Annotated in this window: 15 protein-coding genes; 7 read left to right on the plus strand and 8 right to left on the minus strand. The window is 73.4% G+C overall.

From position 1 onward, the window contains the following. Nucleotides 1–70: 70 nt before the first annotated feature. Complete coding sequence (locus tag ACF1AK_RS20045; protein WP_391500135.1) at nt 71–1261, plus strand: cytochrome P450; 1191 nt, start codon at nt 71–73, stop codon at nt 1259–1261. A gap of 42 nt (nt 1262–1303) precedes the next feature. Here ACF1AK_RS20045 and ACF1AK_RS20050 read toward each other — a convergent pair whose 3' ends face one another. Beyond that, nucleotides 1304–1618: a hypothetical protein gene (locus ACF1AK_RS20050; protein ID WP_391500136.1), complete on the minus strand. Its 315-nt coding sequence runs from the start codon at nt 1616–1618 to the stop codon at nt 1304–1306. 493 nt (nt 1619–2111) lie between these two features. On the opposite strand from ACF1AK_RS20050, the gene ACF1AK_RS20055 reads away from it, so the two are divergent. The 3 genes from ACF1AK_RS20055 to ACF1AK_RS20065 all read left to right on the plus strand — a co-directional run bounded on the left by ACF1AK_RS20055 (nt 2112) and on the right by ACF1AK_RS20065 (nt 3793). Further along, entirely contained in the window at nt 2112–2576 is a 465-nt protein-coding gene (locus ACF1AK_RS20055; protein WP_391500137.1) for a hypothetical protein, read from the plus strand. A gap of 73 nt (nt 2577–2649) precedes the next feature. Next, on the plus strand, nt 2650–3105 hold the full coding sequence (locus ACF1AK_RS20060) for a hypothetical protein (RefSeq protein ID WP_391500138.1): 456 nt from the start codon (nt 2650–2652) through the stop codon (nt 3103–3105). A gap of 106 nt (nt 3106–3211) precedes the next feature. Beyond that, nucleotides 3212–3793, plus strand: a complete 582-nt coding sequence (locus tag ACF1AK_RS20065) for a hypothetical protein (RefSeq protein ID WP_391500139.1) — start codon at nt 3212–3214, stop codon at nt 3791–3793. Between the two features lie 215 nt (nt 3794–4008). Here the strand turns inward: ACF1AK_RS20065 and ACF1AK_RS20070 are convergent, their stop codons facing one another. Both ACF1AK_RS20070 and ACF1AK_RS20075 read right to left on the minus strand, forming a co-directional pair. Further along, entirely contained in the window at nt 4009–4401 is a 393-nt protein-coding gene (locus tag ACF1AK_RS20070) for a DUF4267 domain-containing protein (RefSeq protein ID WP_391500140.1), read from the minus strand. Between the two features lie 67 nt (nt 4402–4468). Next, nucleotides 4469–5134, minus strand: coding sequence for a hemerythrin domain-containing protein (locus ACF1AK_RS20075; RefSeq protein ID WP_391500141.1), 666 nt, complete (start codon nt 5132–5134; stop codon nt 4469–4471). A 96-nt stretch (nt 5135–5230) separates the two neighbouring features. On the opposite strand from ACF1AK_RS20075, the gene ACF1AK_RS20080 reads away from it, so the two are divergent. Continuing rightward, on the plus strand, nt 5231–8569 hold the full coding sequence (locus tag ACF1AK_RS20080; protein ID WP_391500381.1) for a BTAD domain-containing putative transcriptional regulator: 3339 nt from the start codon (nt 5231–5233) through the stop codon (nt 8567–8569). A gap of 214 nt (nt 8570–8783) precedes the next feature. On the opposite strand, the gene ACF1AK_RS20085 is transcribed toward ACF1AK_RS20080, so the two are convergent. From ACF1AK_RS20085 to ACF1AK_RS20100, 4 genes are all read right to left on the minus strand, one after another. Next, entirely contained in the window at nt 8784–10124 is a 1341-nt protein-coding gene (locus ACF1AK_RS20085; RefSeq protein ID WP_391500142.1) for an FG-GAP repeat domain-containing protein, read from the minus strand. 92 nt (nt 10125–10216) lie between these two features. Continuing rightward, nucleotides 10217–11560: an FG-GAP repeat domain-containing protein gene (locus ACF1AK_RS20090; protein WP_391500143.1), complete on the minus strand. Its 1344-nt coding sequence runs from the start codon at nt 11558–11560 to the stop codon at nt 10217–10219. A 432-nt stretch (nt 11561–11992) separates the two neighbouring features. Next, nucleotides 11993–12163 (minus strand): hypothetical protein, encoded by a 171-nt coding sequence (locus ACF1AK_RS20095; RefSeq protein WP_391500144.1) that lies wholly within the window; start codon nt 12161–12163, stop codon nt 11993–11995. A 157-nt stretch (nt 12164–12320) separates the two neighbouring features. After that, nucleotides 12321–12674, minus strand: a complete 354-nt coding sequence (locus ACF1AK_RS20100) for a hypothetical protein (protein WP_391500145.1) — start codon at nt 12672–12674, stop codon at nt 12321–12323. A gap of 159 nt (nt 12675–12833) precedes the next feature. Between ACF1AK_RS20100 and ACF1AK_RS20105 the strand changes: the two genes are divergently transcribed. Next, nucleotides 12834–13826 carry a LuxR C-terminal-related transcriptional regulator gene (locus ACF1AK_RS20105; protein ID WP_391500146.1) on the plus strand — a complete coding sequence of 331 codons (993 nt, stop codon included), beginning with the start codon at nt 12834–12836 and terminating at the stop codon, nt 13824–13826. Between the two features lie 40 nt (nt 13827–13866). On the opposite strand, the gene ACF1AK_RS20110 is transcribed toward ACF1AK_RS20105, so the two are convergent. Beyond that, the gene (locus ACF1AK_RS20110) at nt 13867–14457 is read right to left on the minus strand and encodes a TetR/AcrR family transcriptional regulator (protein ID WP_391500147.1); all 591 of its coding nucleotides are present in this window, start codon (nt 14455–14457) and stop codon (nt 13867–13869) included. A gap of 177 nt (nt 14458–14634) precedes the next feature. On the opposite strand from ACF1AK_RS20110, the gene ACF1AK_RS20115 reads away from it, so the two are divergent. Next, the gene (locus tag ACF1AK_RS20115) at nt 14635–15768 is read left to right on the plus strand and encodes an FAD-dependent oxidoreductase (protein WP_391500148.1); all 1134 of its coding nucleotides are present in this window, start codon (nt 14635–14637) and stop codon (nt 15766–15768) included. Nucleotides 15769–16143: the final 375 nt, after the last annotated feature.

Genomic DNA, 16143 nt, shown 5'->3' on the forward strand with positions numbered 1-16143 from the left:
GAACGCAACGTAGCTTTCGAGATATTCCGAACACACTTCGGAAGCACCTCCCGCGAGCCGAGGAACAGCCATGAGTGAGTCCGCGCACACCGGCACGACACCGCCGACGACCCGCCGGTCCGGTTGCCCCTTCGATCCGCCCGCCGAGTTGCTGGAGGCCCGGCAGCGCGGCCCCATCAGCCGCTTCACCCACGCCGGCGGGAACCCCGGCTGGCTGATCACCGGCTACGACCTCGTCAGGTCGGTCCTGGCCGACCCGCGCTTCAGCTCCCGCAAGGATCTGATGAACGTCGTCGACTTCGCTCTGCCGCCCGCGCCGCCCGGCGAGTTCCTGCTCACGGACGAGCCGGAGCACGGCCGCTACCGCAAGCCGCTGGTGGGCAAGTTCACCGCCCGGCGGATGCGGCAGCTCACCGAACGCATCGAGCGGATCACCGCCGATCGCCTGGACGCGATGGAACGGGGCGGCTCCTCGGCCGACCTGGTGACGGCCTTCGCCAAGCCCGTCCCCGCCATCGTCATCTGCGAGCTGCTGGGCGTCCCGTACGAGGACCGCGGCTCCTTCCAGAGCCAGATCGAGACCTTCCTCGGCGGGGAGACCGACGAGAACGAGCTGATCGCCGCCTACACCGCCACCCAGCGCTACCTCGCGCGGCTGGTCGCCGACAAACGCGCCCACCCCACCGACGACGTGCTCAGCGACCTCACCGACAGCGACCTCACCGACGAGGAGCTCCAGGGCATCGCGCTCGTCCTGCTCTCCGCGGGGTTCGACACCACCGCCAACACCCTCGCCCTCGGCACCTTCGCGCTCCTCCAGAACCCCGCCCAACTGGCCGCCCTGCGCGCCGACCCCGACCTCGTCGACCAGGCGGTGGAGGAACTGCTGCGGTACCTCACCGTCGCGAAGACCTTCATGCGGACGGCCCTGGAGGACGTCGAACTCGCCGGTGTGACCATCGCGGCCGGCACGACCGTCGTCCTCTCGTACCGGACCGCCAACCGCGACCCCGACCGCTTCACCGACCCGAACGCCCTCGACCTCCGCCGCCAGGACGGCGGCCACCTCGCCTTCGGCCACGGCGCCCACCAGTGCCTCGGCCAGCAGCTCGCCCGCGTCGAACTGCGCGTCGCCCTCCGCGCCCTCCTCGACCGCTTCCCCGCCCTGCGCCTCGCCGTCGCGCCCGAGGACGTCCCGCTGCGCCCCGAGGCCGCCGACATCCACGGCGTCACAAGCCTCCCCGTCACCTGGGCGCCCTGACCCACCCCGCCCACCACCTTCCAGAGGTGAGCCACGGCAGGCTCACCACTGACGGCGGAAGGGACCGAACCCGGCCTGCGCGGCGACCGCATCGAGGTCGAAGGGCGGCCGGAACCGTCTCGACCCGCCGGGGGCCGTCCGCTCGACCACCTCGCGGGTGAGGCGGTCCTCCCGGCGCAGCCGGCCGCAGGAGCAACCGATCGCCCCGTCCCGGTCGATGAGGATCATCAGCCACCGGCTCCCGCCGCAGTCGCAGACGATCCGCTCCACCGTCGGTACGCGCGAGACGGGGTGCAGGTTCCGGCGGCCGACGGTGTCCAGCTCCCCAGGGAGGTGCAGCCGCTCCGCGATCACCACGTCGGCCGCCTCGGCCCGACGCAGGGCCAGGCCGAAGGCCTCACGGGCGCGGGCCTCCAGGGCGTCGATGAACGGCCGGGACTCGGCCTCCGCGTCGAACTCCGGGCCCTCGTCCCCCGTTTCCGGCGTCCGGGCGAGCAGCAGCAGGCGGGTGCGTCGTCGACGGCACGGGCCGGCGAGTACTGGGCCGGCCTTTCCGGTGAGGACCGTGTCACCGCCCGCGGCCCCTGGTGGGGCGCGGGGCCGGCGAGCCGGTGACGCTCCGGGCCGGCGCGCCGGTTGTCACGGGTGCGGGCAGGGGTGGGTGGACCTCGGGGGCAGGCGGGCCCGGCCGGACGGCCGTTACCCGTCGGTCACCGGTGACGGGTCGTCAAGTGCGGTGCCAGGCTCGCATGGAGGGCCCGGCGCCGGCGGACGGCGGAAACCGTCGTCCGCCGCCCCCGGGCGACCGAGCCCTCATCATTTCGGCGGACGGGTCATCGGGAGGTCAGTGGTGAGGACGAGGAAGCCCGGGCGGGCGGCCGGGGCGGTGGCGGTGGTCGCCGCGACGGTGGCGGGGACGGTCGCCGGGGCGGCGGGCACCGCCGGCGCGGCCTCGCTGGAGACGATCAGGCTCTGGTACTGCGACAAGCCGACGGTCTCGGTCGAGAAGCTGGCCGGCATGAACGGCCTGTACCTCTGCGGAGGCGGGTTCGGCCGGGAGATGCCGATCTACACCTTCGACGACGGGACGGTGCAGACCTTCTTCATCGGCGCGGACCACGCGGTGTGGACCTACTGGACCAACCCGGACGAGACCCGCAGCCCGTTGGTCTCACTCGGCGGCCGTGCCACGAGCGACGTCCGGGTCAACGCCCACAACGGCGCCTTCGTGCAGCTGGAGGTGATCGGCACCGATTCCCGGCACTGGTTCAACAACCGGTCGGTGAACGGCAGCTGGAGCGGCTGGTTCCGGTAGCCGGACGCGCCCCGGACGCCCCCCCGGCCGGCCGGTCGGCCGGCGGATCCTTTGTACGAACCGGAGGTCAACTGTGGGAAGCAGCAGGCTCGGCAGGGCCGCCGTGGTCACCGCCGCACTGGTCGGCGCGGTCGCCGCGGCGGCCGGCACCGCCGAGGCGGCGGGGCCGGACGCGATCGCCCTGCCGCAGTGCCTGAAGTCGGAGGTCACGATCGAGGACCCGTTCCACCAGGGCGACGGGATGCTCTGCGGCGGCGGGTACGGGAAGCAGATCGCCGTCTACACCTTCGACGACGGCACCCGGCAGATCTTCTACGTCGGCCGGGACCGCGACGTGTGGACGCGCTGGACCACGCCGGACGGGCGGTTCGGCGGCCGGGTGTCGCTCGGCGGCGTCGTCACGAGCGATCCCGGGATCAGTGACTTCCACGGTGCCTTCCTGCAGCTGAAGGCCCGGGGAACCGACGGTGCGCTCTGGTACAAGACCCGTTACGAGAACGGCCACTGGAGCAACTGGTTCCGTCCCTGACCGATCGGGACGCGCAGGAAGCCGGCAGGTCCGGCTTCCTGCGCGACGCGGTCCGGCACTGCCGTCGGCCACCCGGCCGGCGTACCTCTTCGAGCGGAGATCGGCGATGCGAATCAAGGGACTGGGAAGGGCCGCCGTGGTCGCGGCCACGCTGGTGGGCACGCTCGCCGCGACGGCGGGGACCGCCAACGCGGCCTGGGTGGACTACTTCAGGCTGGACCGGTGCGTGAAGCCGGCGGTCACGATCGAGGATCCCTTCCGTCAGGGCGACCGGATGCTCTGCGGTGGCAACGAAGGGCAGATAACCCCCTTCTACACCTTCGACGACGGCACTCAGCAGTACTTCTACATCGGGCCGAACCACGATGTGTGGACCACCTGGAACAAGCCGAACGGGGACCTCGGCGGCCGGGTCTCGCTCGGCGGCGTCGCCACCGGCCACATCCAGGTCATGGAGCGCCCCGGAGAGGTGGACGTCGTCGTGAACGCGTTGGACGGCGGGCTCTGGTACAGGTCCCGTTACCAGAACGGGAGCTGGAGCAGTGGCTGGCTGCCGTGCGGCCTCTCGGCGTGCACCGACATGCGCACCCCTCCCGGGCGTCCCCGTGCCGTGGCGCCGGACGTCACGGCTGCGGAAGGCGCGGTGGGCCCGGTGGGCCCGGTGGGCCCGGTGGCATCGGGAGGCTGAGCCCCGGGAAGTCGACGGCGCTCTCGGAGGCCGCCAGTGGGGTGGTGGCGCCGGACCCCGGCGACCGCTGTTCCCCCGGGTCCGGTGGACCGGGCCCGGGGGCTTGTGAGGGTGCCGCGGACGGCGGCCGTGGGACGCCGGCCGTGCGGCAGGGCATCGGGGTGACTCGGCCGCGGTCCTGGCCGGGCTCGTTCGCGGTGGCGTGGACGGCCTGCTCAGGCGGCGGCCGGGGTGGGGCGTTCGCGCAGGAGGAGGAAGGCGTTCAGTGCGACCACCGCGGCGGCGAGGCCGTGGACGCCGAAGGCGATGCCGGTCGACCCGTGGTTGCCCAGGACCGTCAGCATGTCCGTGACAGGCGCGAAGGTGAGGCCCAGCAGCACCAGGCCGAGGGCCTTGCGCCGGCCGGTCAGCAGGAGCGCGAAGACCCCCAGGCAGATCGCGACGTCACGCCCGCCCTTGACGGTGAGGAAGCCCGCGGCCTCGTGCTCGGGCCAGCTCGGCAGACCGAATCCGGCCGCGGAGCCCTGCGGGTCCAGGAGGAAGAGGAGCCCGATGTACAGCAGGAACAGGCCGCTGAGGACGGAGAGGACGGTGGTGAAGCGCTTCATGGTTCTGCCTGTCTTTCGGAGCGGGTTCGGGGGGAAGGGGTGGTCCGGACGGCGGCGATCGGTGCGGTCAGGCCCGGACGCGGCGGGTGGCGCGGGCGTACTGTGCGCGGCCGACGGCGTACCAGAGCAGTCGGGCGGGCAGCGGCAGGCCGCCGAGGACCGCCGCGCGTTCGGCGGGATCGGCCTCCTCAAGGACCATACCGAGGAAGAACAGCAACTTGGCTTTGGGCGTGTGGGCCAGAAAGTGCTCGCCCATCGCGTTCCACTCGTGCCGCCACAAGTGCTGTGCCGCGAGCGGGAGAAGTGAGGTCTCCTCCTCGTCGAGGTGCTCGACGAGGACCGCGCGGTGCTCGGCGAGGGCGGCTGTGAGTGCGTCGCGCTCCGCCTCTGCCGCCCCCGACTCCCAAGCGGGCAGGACGGCTTCGGCAGCCGCGAGGGTGGCGGCGACGCGTTCGTGCTGGGCCTCCATCCGCAGAACGAGGTCGGCCTCAAGGTCGACCCTGGCCAGCAGCGGCGGCCACAGGAACGCGTCCTCGCCGTGATGGTGGTTGCTCAGTCCGAGCCGGTAGTCGCGGAAGTGGTTCGCCAGAACACGGGCGCGGGTGGTGTCTCCGGGGGCCACGGCGGCGATCAGCTCGATGAGCAGTCGCGACTCGCGGCGCATTCCGCGGTGGATGACCACCATCTCCCGGGTGTTCGGACGGGTCTGCAGCGGTGCGTTCGCGGTGTCCATGCGAGAAGCCTCGCCGGGGGCTCCTGGAGGGCAGTTGGAAGCGACTTGGAAGCGGGACCGTTCGACGGAGGGCGGCCGTCTACGATGTGGCTGGTGATGGTCTCCGTACGGGTGCTCGGTTCCTTCGCGGCCGAATGGAACGGCGGGCCCGTCCCGCTCGGCGGCCGGCGCCAGCGCGCGGTCCTGGCCCGGCTGGCGGTGGCGCGCGGCGCGGTCGTCTCGGTCGACCGGATGATCGAGGAGATCTGGCAAGGGGCCCCGCCCGCACGGGCGGTGACGTCGCTGCAGGCGTACGTGTCGAACCTGCGGCGGCTGCTGGAGCCCGGCAGGGCGCCGCGTACTGCGGCCGCGCTGCTGGTGAGCGCACCGCCCGGGTATGCGCTGCGCCTGCCCGACGGGGCCGTCGACGCCTGGCGGTTCGAGCAGTTGCTGCGCGAGGCGCGCGAAGTCCCGCAGTGGCAGCCGGAGACCGTGCGAGGCCTGCTCGGCGAGGCGCTCTCGCTGTGGCAGGGCACGGCGTACGCCGAGTTCGTCGACGAGTCGTGGGCCCGCGCCGAAGTCGCCCGTCTGGACGAGCTGCGGCTGGTCGCGCGCGAGCTGAACGTGGTGGCCGGACTGCGGTCGGCACAGGCCGCCGTGACCGTTCCCGAGGCCGAACTGCTCACGCTCGACGAGCCGTTGCGGGAGGAGGGCTGGCGTCTGCACGCGCTGGCGCTGTGGGCGGCCGGCCGGCAGGCCGACGCGTTGGCCACGCTGCGCCGGGCCCGTGCGGTCCTGGCGGCCGAGGTGGGTCTCGACCCGGGGCCCGCGCTGAACGAGCTGGAGGCCGCCATCCTGGGCGGTCGCACCGCGCTGCTGCAGGCCGCGACGGAGGTTCCGCGGCACCGGCCGCCGGCCCCGCCCGAGGACCGGATCATCCCGGCACCAGAGGGCCGGCCCGCCCCCGGCACGCGCCTGTTCGTCGGCCGCGAGGCTGAACTCGCCCGGCTGGTCGAGGCCGCCGGCCGGGCGGCCGGCGCCGGGCCCGGGGTCGCGCTGGTCACCGGCGAGGCAGGCCTGGGCAAGTCGGAACTGCTGGAGCGGCTCGGCGAGCGGCTCCGTGGTGACGGCTGGCTCGTCGCGGCCGGCCAGGCCACCGACGACGAGGGCGCGCCACCCGCGTGGCCCTGGGTGGCGGCACTGCGAACGGTCGCCGCCGCCGTACCGCCCCCCGCCGAGTCGGCCGAGGCCGTGGCCCCGTTGCTCTCCGACCGCGCATCCGGCCGGGGCCCCGACGAGGACGTGGCCGCCGGCCGGTTCCGCCTGAACCGCGCGGTGGCGCAGTGGCTCGCGGCAGTGGCCCGCGAGCGGCCGTTGGCCGTGCTGCTGGACGACCTGCACTGGGCGGACGCCGAGACGCTCGCTCTGCTGACCGGCCTGGCCGACCTACCCGTGGGGACACCGGTCCTGGTCGTGGCCGCCTACCGTCCGAACGAGATCGAGGACCCGCTCACGGACCAGCTCGCCGTGCTCGCCGGGCGCTCGCCGCTGCGACTGCCGCTGCGGGGCCTGCCCGCGTCAGCCGTCGCCAAGGTGGTCAGAGCGGCGGGTACCCGGCCGGTGGACACCGGGACGGTCGCCGCGCTCGCCGAACGCACCGGCGGAAATCCCTTCTACGTCTGGGAGAGCGCCCGACTGCTCGCCAGCGAGGGCGTGCTGGTGGCCCTGTCCGAGGTGCCGCAGGGCGTCCGGGACGTGGTGCGCCGCAGGCTCGGGCGCCTGCCCGAGACGGTGGTCGCGGTACTGCGGCTGGCCGCGGTCGTCGGGCGTGAAGCGGACGTCGAGCTGCTGGTCGGCGCCGCGGACACCGACGAGGGCGGAGTCCTGGGCGCGCTCGACGCCGCTCTGGTCGCCGGACTGCTGACCGAGCCCGCCCCGGGCCGCGTCCGGTTCACGCACGCGCTGGTGCGCGACACGCTGCTCGCCGATCTGAGCGGCCTACGGGCCAGGCGCATGCATGGGCGGATCGCGGCCGGCCTGGAGCGGCTCGGTTCGGATGATGTGTCCGCACTGGCCCACCACTTCGCGCGGGCGGCGGCTTCGGCGACGGCCGCCCGAGGCGTTCACTACGGTCTGCGCGCGGCCGACCTGGCGGCCGCCCGGTACGCCCACGACGCGGCGGCCGATCTCCTCGCCGCGGCCCTGGACTGCTTCGACCGGACCCCGGCCGGCCCGTCCCCGGACCGGGAGGAGCAACGCGTCGACCTGCTGGGCCGGCTGCTGCGCGCCCAGGTGCGCGCCGGCGCGGTCATGACCGCCCGCGCGACCCGCCAGCGGGCGATCGACTACGCGGTCGGCACCGGACGGCAGGAGCTGGTGATCCGCGCGCTCACCGCGTGGTCCGAGCCGACGCCGTGGCAGACGCGGCCGTACGGGGTGGTCGACGAGCCGGTCGTCGCGCTGCTCGGCCGGTCGCTGGACCGCCCGGACCTCGCCCCCGCCGCTCGGTGCGGGCTGCTGCTCGCCTACTGCGCCGAACTGTCCGACGTGCGGGACCCACGGGTGCGGGCCGCCGCCGAGAAGGCCGTGGAGCTCGCAACGGCCCTGGGGGACCCGGGCCTTCGTGCCAGGGCGCTCGCGGCGCTGCTCCGCGAGCTCGACACCGGGCACGAGGGGCGCGAGCAGGCGCGGCGCAGCGAGGAGCTCGTCCGGCTCGCCACCGAGCACGACCTGCCCGCCTTCCGCTGGTTCGGCGTGTTGAGTCTGTCGGCCGCCGCCGCGGCCGAAGGCGATGTCGCCGCGGCTTACGGCCACATCGACACGTGCGTGGAAATGGCCCGGGTCTACCGGATGCCGGGGCCCGTGGTGGTCGGTCAGGCCGCGCTGGCGACGCGGGCACTGATCGAAGGGCGCGATGAGGACGCCGAGGAGCTGTACGCCGAGGCCACCGCCGGGATGGCCCGGCAGGGCTCTCCGCACGCCGACGGGTTCCTGCAGGTCGCGACGGCGACGATTCGGGCCGCTCAGGGCAGGCTCGGCGAGTTCGTCCCCCAGGCCCGGCAGCTGGCCGAGGAATACGGCCCGGTGATGGCGGACCTCCTGGCGGCGGCCCTGTGCGCCGACGGGCAGCGCGACGAGGCCCGCGCCGTCTTCGCCGGGGTCGGGCCGCTGCGCACGGACTACCTCCTCACGGTCTTCGCGACCTTCCGGACGATGGCCGCGGTGGCGCTGGGCGAGCGGGAGGGGGCTGGCGAGCTGTACCGCGCCCTGCTCCCCCACCGTGATGCGCCGCCGCCCTCCGCGGGCTTCACGCTGGCGGTCCAGCCGGTCGCGTACACGCTCGGTGAACTCGCCCGTCTGCTCGGCCGCGACGACGAGGCCGCCGCGCACTTCGCGCGTGCGGCCGCCATCGCCGACCGGTGGGGCACCGCCCTGGGGCGCGGCGGCGGTGGCTGATCGGGCGGCACGCGGTACCCGACGGGGTGGCCCACCGGTTTCCTCGGCCGGCCCGGCGACGGCTGGCCGGAGCTGGCGGTGATGCGGTGGACCGGCCCCGCCCGGCGCCCCTCGGCGTCCGCGCCCAGGGCAGTGTCCGACGTCCACGGGCCGACACAGGAACCCGCCGGGCCCGGGGCCCGGCGGGTTCGCGGTGTGCGGGGGCTCGTGGGGCCTACCAGTCGGTGCCGATGCTGGTGCGGCTGCCGAAGGCGATCGGGCCGGTGCTCGGGTAGAGGTACATGTTTCCGGAGGACCCCTGCGGCGCCTGGACGGCGGCGATGTCGGTGCGGCCGTCGGCGTTGAAGTCGCCGCCGACCAGGTCACGCATGATGTTCCAGCCGGTGCCGGCACTGACCGGGGCCGCGAACCAGCCGGTGCCGGTGCCCGGGTAGACGTAGAGGTTGCCGTCGCCGATGCCGACCGCGGCGATGTCCGCCTTGCCGTCGCCGTTGAAGTCGCCGCCGGTGAAGCGGTCCAGGTTGTTCCAGCCGGTGCCGGCGTTGACGGGGGCCGCGAACCAGCCGGTACCGGTGCCCGGGTAGACGTAGAGGTTGCCGTCGCCGATGCCGACCGCGGCGATGTCCGCCTTGCCGTCGCCGTTGAAGTCGCCGGAGGAGAAGTGGTGCAGGTTGTTCCAGCCGGTGCCGGCGTTGACGGGGGCCGCGAACCAGCCGGTACCGGTGCCCGGGTAGACGTACAGCTTCCCGTCGTTCTTGCCGACCGCGGCGATGTCCGCCTTGCCGTCGCCGTTGAAGTCACCCGGCGTCATGTTGGTCAGGGAGTCCCAGCTGGTGCCGATCAGGGTCCGCTCGCCGAAGGTGCCGAGGCCGGTGCCGGGGTAGAGGAACATCTTGCCCGTGGCCGCGTCGACGGCGGCCAGGTCGGTCCTGCCGTCGCCGTTGAAGTCGGCCGGGGCGAAGCCCGTCATGCCCACCGGGGTGGCCGGCGGCGGGGTGGTGTTGTCCTCGACGACCTTGTTGTAGCGCAGGGCCACGTAGCTGCTCGCCGGGTAGCTGGAGATGTTTCCGCTGTAGACGTTGCCGCTGCCGTAGGTCATGTCGGTGCGCGAGTTGGACTGGTGGAGGTAGGTGAAGTCCCCGGTCGCCTGGTTGTTCCAGCGCACGAAGAGCACGACGTGGTCGCTGATGTTGTCCAGCGCGTCGCCGGGGCGCAGGTCGCCCTTGCTGATGCGTGTGGTCAGCGACCGGCTGTCGAGGGTCTGGGTGGTCGCCGTGCCGAGGCCGGTGGCCGACAGGTGCCAGGCCATCGCGATGAAGCCCGAGCAGTCGGTGCGGTAGGAGTGGCCGTCGCCGTCGCCGTACGTCGCGCCCTGGTTGTACTGGACGTCCTGGGCGTCCCAGTACTGGGCGCGGGGCAGGATCTCGGAGCGGTTGACGGAGCTTCCGAGGGACGAGCCGGCCTGGGCGGGCGGTGCGCTCAGGCCGGCGGCGGCCAGGGCGACGAGCAGCGGGGCGAGCACGCGGGTACGGCTGAAGCGGCTGGTCTCGGGCATGGCTGAGTACCTCGATCCGGTGAGTGGGGGTGTCGGGGACCTGCGGGGTGGCGGGGACCTGCGGGGTGGCGGGGACCGGTGCGGGGATCCGGCTACCAGTCGGTGCCGATGCTGGTGCGGGTGCCGAAGGTGTTCTGGCCGGTGCCGGGGTAGAGGTACATGGTTCCGGCGGCGCCCCGGGGGGCCTGGACGGCGGCGATGTCGGTGCGGCCGTCGGCGTTGAAGTCGCCGCCGACCAGGTCACGCATGATGTTCCAGCCGGTGCCGGCACTGACCGGGGCCGCGAACCAGCCGGTGCCGGTGCCCGGGTAGACGTAGAGGTTGCCGTCGCCGATGCCGACCGCGGCGATGTCCGCCTTGCCGTCGCCGTTGAAGTCGCCGCCGGTGAAGCGGTCCAGGTTGTTCCAGCCGGTGCCGGCGTTGACGGGGGCCGCGAACCAGCCGGTACCGGTGCCCGGGTAGACGTAGAGGTTGCCGTCGCCGATGCCGACCGCGGCGATGTCCGCCTTGCCGTCGCCGTTGAAGTCGCCGGAGGAGAAGTTGTCCAGGTTGTTCCAGCCGGTGCCCGCCGACCACGGCGCATCGAACGCGCCGGTGCCGGTGCCGGGGTAGACGTACAGGTTGCCGTCGCCGGCGCCGACCGCGGCCAGGTCGGTCTTGCCGTCGCCGTTGAAGTCGCCCGGCGTCACGTTGCCGACCGAGTCCCATCCGGTCCCGATCAGGCTCGGCCGGCCGAACGTGCCGACGCCGGTGCCCGGGTACAGGAGCATCTTGCCCGTGGCCGCCTCCACCGCGGCCAGGTCCGCCTTGCCGTCGCCGTTGAAGTCGGCCGACGCGAAGCCCGTCATCCCCACCGGGGTCGCGGGGGCCTGGCCGAGGGCGTTGACGATCCGCTGCGCGTCGGCCACCTGGTACTGGTAGCGGTCCGGGTAGGCCGAGCGCTGGACGCCCTGGCAGACCTCGCCGATCGGTTTGCCCGTCCAGGAGTTGTTCGGATACGTGGAGAGCAGCGCGTTGACGAACTTGCGCGTCGTCGTCGCCGGGTCGAGCCGCTGTGCGGTGCTGCCCCACGACGCCCGCTGCTGGAACAGGCCGACGCTGTCGTGGTCCTCCATGTTCGGGTTGTTGCGCAGGGTGGACTCCACGATGGCCGTGGTGATGGCGATGACCTCGGCCTGCTGCGGCATCCCGATGGTGCGCACGGTGTTGACGATGGCCCGGGCGCAGGACACCCGGTACGCGGTCATCGCGTTCCGCAGGGTACCGGTGAGCTGCTGGTTCAACTGGGCGGCGGCGGCGGTGTCGGCGGAGGTGACCGTGCCGCACGACACATCGGGCAGGGTCGCGTAGGCCGGGCCGGTGGCGGCCACGGTCCCGCTGGCCAGGACCGCGCTCACCGCGAGGATCTGCAGGGTCCTGCGCAGGGTGTTCTTCATGGGGAACGTTTCCTTCGTTCGCGGGCTTCGTCAGCCGGGTCGGATGTGCCGTCGCCGGGAACGGGGCCACGGCGGACGTCGAAGGTGCTGCGGGAACCGCCGCCCGCCGTGAGCCGTGCCGGACGGAGGCGGGCACGCGCGGGGTACGCCCGGGGTGCGGTGTGCAGGGCCGTGCGGGGCGTGCGGGGCAGGCGGGGCAGGCGGGGCAGGCGCAGAGCGGGTCAGCAGGGCAGGTTCGAGGCAGGAGGGTCCCGGTCCGGTGGCGTGCGGGTCGCGGCAGGAAGCTCCTGAAGGGGGCCGCTACGGCCGGCTGGTGGGGTGCGGTGCCCGCCCCGGGGCGGCGGCCACGGCGCGGGACGGCTGCCCTGCAGGTGCAGCGGTCCCCGCAAACGGAACGGGCTCGGCGGAGCGGGGCCGGGGCCTGGGCCCGGGTCAGTCCCAGATGATGTTCGGCGGCGGCGTGGTGGCCTCGGTGGTGGGCGTGGCGACCGGGGTGGTGCCGGTGGCCGCCGCTTGCTGGCCGGAGCCGCCGACGATGGGGAGGAGTGCGGCGACGGAGAGGGCGGCGACCGCGGCGGCCTGGGCGAGACGGGTGCGAAGCATGGTCCTCAGTCCTTTGCGAGAGTCACGAAGCGTGCGGATCGAGCGGGGTTCCCGCTTCGGCGTCCCGCGGTGACGCCTCGCCGGTCTCCCCCGCCGGCGGTGTCCACCGGCCGGCGATCACTACTCTCGCTGCTGCCCGGGCCGGTTGAAAGAGCTCTCAGCTGGACGGAATCGTCCCTGGACCGTTCCGTCCAGCCGGGCCGGACCCGGACAGCCACCGCTCGTAGAAGGGCACGACCAGCGGCGCCCGCACCGGTCCGACGCTCCAGCCGCGCAGCGCCGGCAGTTCCTCGACGGCGCGGCGCAGCAGTTCACCGGCCCGGTGCTCGGCGTCCGCGAGGCGGTCGGCCGTCAGGAAGACGCCGACCACCGCGTCGGGGAGGGCGTCGGGGTGGACGGAGACGTGCTCCACCCGGTCGGGGCCGCCCAGGGCCAGGAGTCGGGCGGCCAGGTCGCCGGGCAGGCCGCGACCGGTGGCGGGCGCGCGCAGTGCGGCGTGAACGAGGTACATGCCCACGACTTTCCCGAACGGCCCCATGCCACGCATAGCCGTCCAAGCTGGACAGTTCCGGCCCTGGCCGGTTCTGTCCAGACGCACTCACGGGCAGGACGGGGCGTCGTACGATGACCGTGCGCAAACGATCCGCACAGTATTCACGGGGGGACCGCTGTGCTTGCCGTTCTTGGCCTCGATACGACGTCCGAGGCCGTGTACCGCGCCATGCTCGCCCACCCGCGCGAAGGCCTGGCCGGGCTCGCGACCCGCCTCGCTCTGGCGCCGGACGAGGTCCGGCAGGGCCTGGACCGGTTGAGCGAACTGGCGCTGATCCGGCCGTCCTACGACCGGGAGGGCGAGCTTCGCGTGATTTCGCCGGAGGTCGGCCTGGAACTGCTGATGGCCCGGCAGCAGGCCGAACTGGCGGCCCAGCAGCTGCGGATCGAGGCGTCGCGTTCGGCGGCGGCGCAGCTGATCGCCGAGTACGCGGACCTCAGCCCGGCGGCCGGTCATCCCGGGGTGGAGCAGTTGGTCGGGCTGGACGAGATCCGGGACCGGATGGCGGGGATGGCCCGGGAGCTGCGGACCGAGGTCATGACCTTCGCCCCGGGCGGGGGCCACCGGCAGGCGGCGATCGACGCGGCCAGGCCGCAGGACCGCGCCCTGCTGGAGCGCGGCATCCGGATGCGCACGGTCTACCTGAACAGCGTGCGCAACAGCCAGCCGACCCTGGAGTACGTCACCTGGCTCGCCGAACTCGGCGGCGAGGTCAGGACGGCCGCCGAGCTGCCCACCCGCATGATCATCTTCGACCGTGCGAGCGCGCTCATCCCGGTCAGCACCGAGGACAGCGCCGCCGGCGCGGTGCTCCTGACCGGCAACGGGACGCTCACCGCCCTCTGCGCGCTGTTCGAGAACATCTGGTCCGCCGCCCAGCCGCTGGTCGGTGCGGCGCGCGAGGCGAGCGGCCTGAACCCGCAGGAGGCCGCCGTGGTCCGGCTGCTGGCCCAGGGGCTGACGGACGACGCGATCGCCAAGCGGCTCGCGGTCTCCTCCCGTACGGCCAGGAGGCTGGCCACGGAGCTGATGGAGCGTCTGGAGGCGCGCAGCCGTTTCGAGTTCGGTGTGCGCGCCGTCCAGCAGGGCTGGCTGCCCGCCTACCGCTGAACGCGGACAGGTCCGGCTCGATGTGCGGCGCGGGCTCTCGTTACGGCCGGCGTGCGGGTGTCGCGGTCCATCCGTGTTCGAGCAGGGCGAACGCGGCGTCGGCCGCCCGACGGGGATCGGCGGCCCTCTGGGCGAAGGCGGCGGCCTCCAGGGCGAAGTGGGCCAGGGCGGCCGGGCGGTAGTCCCCCGGGGCGGCGCCGGCGGCCCGGGAGATCGCGTGTGCGAGGGCGTCCTCGTGGCGCATCCACATGCGCTGCGCGTACTGGGCCAGGGCGGGTGTGCTGTTGACGAGGCGGACGAAGTCGGCGAAGCGGGGGTTGGAGCCGCCGGCGCCGAGGCGGTCCTGCTTGAGGTGGGCGCACAGGGCCTGGGGAATGGAGGTGCCCTCGGGGCGGTCGAGCACGGCGGCGATCAGGCGCGTCTCCTGCTCGGCGTCCTCGTCGAAGACCAGGGCCTCCTTGCTGGGGAAGTACTTGAGCAAGGTGGTGGTCGACACGTCCACGGCGTCCGCGATCTCGCGGATGGTGACGTGGTCGTAGCCGCGTTCGAGGAACAGGTTCAGGGCCGCGTCCGCCAGGGCCTGGCGGGTGGCGGCCTTCTTGCGCTCGCGGCGCCCGGGGGTCGCACTCATACGCTGCATCATACGCGAAGTTGTCTTGCTCAAAAGGTTGTGTCGTTGCATCTTTTGGGTCGGTGTGTTTTTCTGGGGTCGAGGGCAGCGGGACGCAGGACGGTCAGGAGCGCGCCGACCGGCAGCCGGCCCGTGAACGCGCCTCCACGCCGTCCCGACGACGTAAGGACCACTGCCGTGGCAGTCCCCGCCTCCACCCGCATTGCCATCATCGGTGCCGGACCCGCCGGCCTGACCTGCGCCCGCATCCTGCAGCGCAACGGCCTGACCGCCACCGTCTACGACCGCGACTCCGGCCCCGGAACCCGCGACCAGGGCGGCACCCTGGACCTGCACGAGAACGACGGCCAGATCGCCCTGCGCGAAGCCGGACTCCTGGACGCCTTCCTGGCCGCATGCCGCCCCGAGGGCCAGGAGATGCGCCAGCTGGCGGCGGCGGACGGCGACGTCCTGTTCCATCACATGCCCGGCCAGGGCGAACTCTTCAAGCCGGAGATCGACCGCGGCCGCCTGCGCGACCTGCTCCTGGGTTCCCTCGAACCCGGCACCGTCCAGTGGGGCCGCAGGCTGACCGCGATCGACGGTCCTGCCACCGGCCCCCGGCGCCTGCGCTTCGCCGACGACACCACCGCGGAGGCGGACCTCCTCATCGGCGCCGACGGCGCCTGGTCCACCGTCCGCCGCGCCGTCTCCGCTGCCGTGCCCCGGTACAGCGGCGTCAGCTTCCTCGAAGCCTGGTTCCACGACGTCGACAACATCCACCCCGACATCGCCGCACTCGTCGGCCGGGGCAGCGCCGCGGCCGCCGACGGCGAACGGGGGCTCTTCGCCCAGCGCAACAGCGGCGACCACATCCGCGTCTACATCATCCAGCGCGTCCCGCGGGACTGGATCACCGACCTGGGGCTGACCCTCCAGGACACCGACGCCATCCGCACCCACCTGCTGGACCGGTTCCGGCACTGGTCACCGCGGCTGCGGCGCCTGATCACCGACAACGACGGCCCCTACGTCCACCGCCCCATCCACGCCCTGCCCGTGCCCCACACCTGGGAGCACGACCCCACCATCACCCTGCTCGGCGACGCCGCCCACCTCATGCCCCCACTGGGAGCCGGCGTGAACCTGGCCATGCTCGACGCCGGCGAACTCGCCCTCGCCCTCGCCCGCAACGACAGCGTCGGCGCTGCCGTCCGCGCCTACGAAAGCACCATGCTCCCCCGCTCCCACGCCATGCAGGAGGCGCTCGACCACGGAGCGGAGGAACTCCTCTCCGCCGAACTGCCCGACTTCGCCCTGGCAACCCCCTGACCCCGCCGGACACGGGCGGCCCGGCTGAACGGGCCGGCACCGGCTCCACCGCGCTACGCACGCAAGGCCGATGACTTCGCGGCCACGCCGTGCCGTTGCGGCGCCGGCACCTGGTACATCCAGGAGATCCGCCAGGCGGACGGACGGGCTGCGGTTCTCCCTAGAGGAGTCCCAGACCTTCTCGGCGGTGCACCCGGGAGCCCGCCCGAACGGCACGGCCCGGGTCAGTTCGCCGACATGACCCGGTGCGACCACCCCGGCCGCCGTCCCGCCCGGCCCCGGGTTTCCGGCAGCCTGTTCCCACAGCGGAGCTCCTGTGGTGAGGATGTCGTGGAGGACGAACCTCTTCCACAGCAGCTCCGCCGCCTCGTTCAC

It is taken from the genome of Kitasatospora sp. NPDC015120, from assembly GCF_043080305.1.
Classification (GTDB): Bacteria; Actinomycetota; Actinomycetes; order Streptomycetales; family Streptomycetaceae; genus Kitasatospora.